The organism is Sphingopyxis sp. (genome assembly GCF_016463645.1).
Lineage (GTDB): Bacteria > Pseudomonadota > Alphaproteobacteria > Sphingomonadales > Sphingomonadaceae > Sphingopyxis.
In genome coordinates this window covers 1-2,141 of sequence record NZ_JAEMQX010000246.1, presented here as the reverse complement: position 1 = coordinate 2,141, position 2,141 = coordinate 1, and the positions used below count along the sequence as shown (strand labels likewise).

General features: G+C 65.1%; 2 protein-coding genes and 1 pseudogene. 1 reads left to right on the top strand and 2 read right to left on the bottom strand.

Going from position 1 to position 2,141, the window contains the following annotated elements; genetic code table 11:
- Together JHC57_RS22165 and purD are read right to left on the bottom strand one after the other, a co-directional pair.
- Nucleotides 1-213, bottom strand: a pseudogene (locus tag JHC57_RS22165) (hypothetical protein); the annotation flags it as partial.
- A 97-nt stretch (nucleotides 214-310) separates the two neighbouring features.
- Nucleotides 311-1,588 carry a phosphoribosylamine--glycine ligase gene (purD, locus tag JHC57_RS22160; RefSeq protein ID WP_294032723.1) on the bottom strand — a complete coding sequence of 426 codons (1,278 nt, stop codon included), beginning with the start codon at nucleotides 1,586-1,588 and terminating at the stop codon, nucleotides 311-313.
- On the opposite strand from purD, the gene JHC57_RS22155 reads away from it, so the two are divergent.
- The coding region (locus tag JHC57_RS22155; RefSeq protein WP_294032722.1) for an exodeoxyribonuclease VII large subunit at nucleotides 1,587-2,141 on the top strand (555 nt) is incomplete at its 3' end. The two genes, purD and JHC57_RS22155, sit on opposite strands and share 2 nt — an antisense overlap.

Sequence of the window (2,141 nt, the reverse complement as noted above, 5' to 3'; positions counted from 1 at the left end):
CTGCGGCTTGGGCTCGATTGGTTTGAAGCGCGCGGGTTCGGCGGCAATGATTTCAGGCTTTGCCGGTTCGAGCGGTTTCGCGGGCTTCGCCGGTTCGACAACGGTCGGTGCGACGTCTTCGGGTTTCGAGCGACCGAACAGCCACCAGAGCAGCACGACGGCAACGACGAGGCCGACGACCGCGATAATCCAGTTTTCCTGAAGCCAAATCATGATCTTCTCCGCTTGTGATTTTCGGTGAGCCTATGCGGGCTTATGTGCCGGGTCTACCTTAACGAACGGGCCACCATGAATTTCGTCGTGGGAAAGGTCACTCTGCCTCGCGCGCGACTTCGCGCCAGCCAATATCGCGGCGGCAGAAGCCGGTCTTGAAATCGAGCTTGTCGACGGCGGCATAGGCGCGCGCCTGTGCCTCAGTCACAGTGCGCCCGGTCGCGGTGACGTTGAGCACGCGCCCGCCCGCGGCGACGATCTGGCTGCTCTCGCGCACAGTGCCGGCATGGAAGACCCGCACCCCGCCAGCTTCGGCATCGGCGATGCCGTGGATCGCGCCGCCCTTTTCGGGGCTGGCCGGATAGCCGTTCGCCGCCATCACGATCGTCAGCGCATAATCGCTGGCGAAAGCGGGAGGTATCGCGCTCGCGAGCGCGCTGGTCGACGCGGCATAGAGCAGCGCGGCAAGGTCGCCCGCGTAACGCATCATCAGCACCTGGCATTCGGGATCGCCGAAGCGGGCGTTATATTCGATCAGTTTCGGCCCCGCGTCGGTGAGCATCAGACCTGCGAACAACACGCCGATATAGGGCGTTCCCTCGCTCGCCAGCGTCGCCACCGTCGGACGGATGATGCGGTCCATCACTTGGGCTTCGAGATCGGTGGTGAGCACAGGGGCGGGGCTGTAGGCGCCCATGCCACCGGTGTTCGGCCCGACGTCGCCGTCGCCGACGCGCTTATGATCCTGCGCGCTGCCGAAAGCGATCACGTCGGTGCCGTCGGAGAGCGCGAAGAAGCTGGCTTCCTCGCCGGTCATGAATTCCTCGATCACTATTTCGGCGCCCGCGCCGCCGAACATTCCGTCGAACATTTCAACGACGGCGGCTTCGGCCTCGGTGCGCGTTTCGGCGATGATGACGCCCTTGCCTGCGGCAAGCCCGTCGGCCTTGATCACGACGGGAATCGAAAAGCCGTCGAGCAAAGCCAGTGCTTCCTCGGCACTGGTACAACGGACATAAGCGGCGGTCGGGATGCCGGCGCGCGCGCACAGATCCTTGGTGAAGCCCTTCGATCCTTCGAGCCGCGCCGCGGCGGCGCCGGGGCCGAAGACCGCGACGCCCAATGCGCGCAGCCTGTCGGCGAGGCCCGCGACGAGCGGCGCCTCGGGGCCGACGACGACGAAATCGATGCCGTGTGCCTTTACGAACGCGATCAGGCCGTCGAGATCGTCGGCGGCAATCGCAACGCATTCGGCGTGCGCTTCGATGCCGGGATTGCCCGGCGCCGCATAGAGCTTGGCGCAGCTTGGCGATTGTGCCAACTGCCAGCTGAGCGCATGTTCGCGGCCCCCCGATCCGACCAGCAGGATATTCATGTCAGTCCCTTTTCCCGATACGGCGTCCGACGATGGCACCGAAGCGCGGCTGTTAGCCGAGGCGGCGCCCGGCGACAATGCGCCTGCCTTGTCGGTCAGCCAATTGTCTGCGGCGATCAAGCGCACGGTCGAGGATGGCTTCGCACGCGTACGCGTGCGCGGTGAATTGTCGGGCGCGAAACGCGCGGCGTCGGGGCATTTCTATGCGGCGCTGAAGGACGATAATGCGCTGATCGACATGGTGATGTGGAAGGGTCAGGCGGCGCGCCTCGCCTTCCGGCCCGAGGACGGGATCGAGGTAATCGCGACGGGCAAGCTCACCACCTATCCGGGGCGGTCGAAATATCAGCTCGTAGTCGATACGCTCGAAGTCGCGGGCGAAGGCGCGCTGATGCTGCTTTTCGAAAAGCTCAAAGCGCGGCTCGGCGCCGAGGGGCTGTTCGACCGCGAGCGGAAATATGAGCGGTTACCTTATCTGCCGCGCACGATCGGCGTGGTGACCTCGCCCACCGGTGCGGTGATCCGCGACATCCTCCATCGGCTGGCCGACCGT

What these genes read in the sequence shown, in the direction of transcription:
- purD (WP_294032723.1), bottom strand. Translation starts at nt 1,588, where the DNA reads ATGAATATCCTGCTGGTCGGATCGGGGGGCCGCGAACATGCGCTCAGC.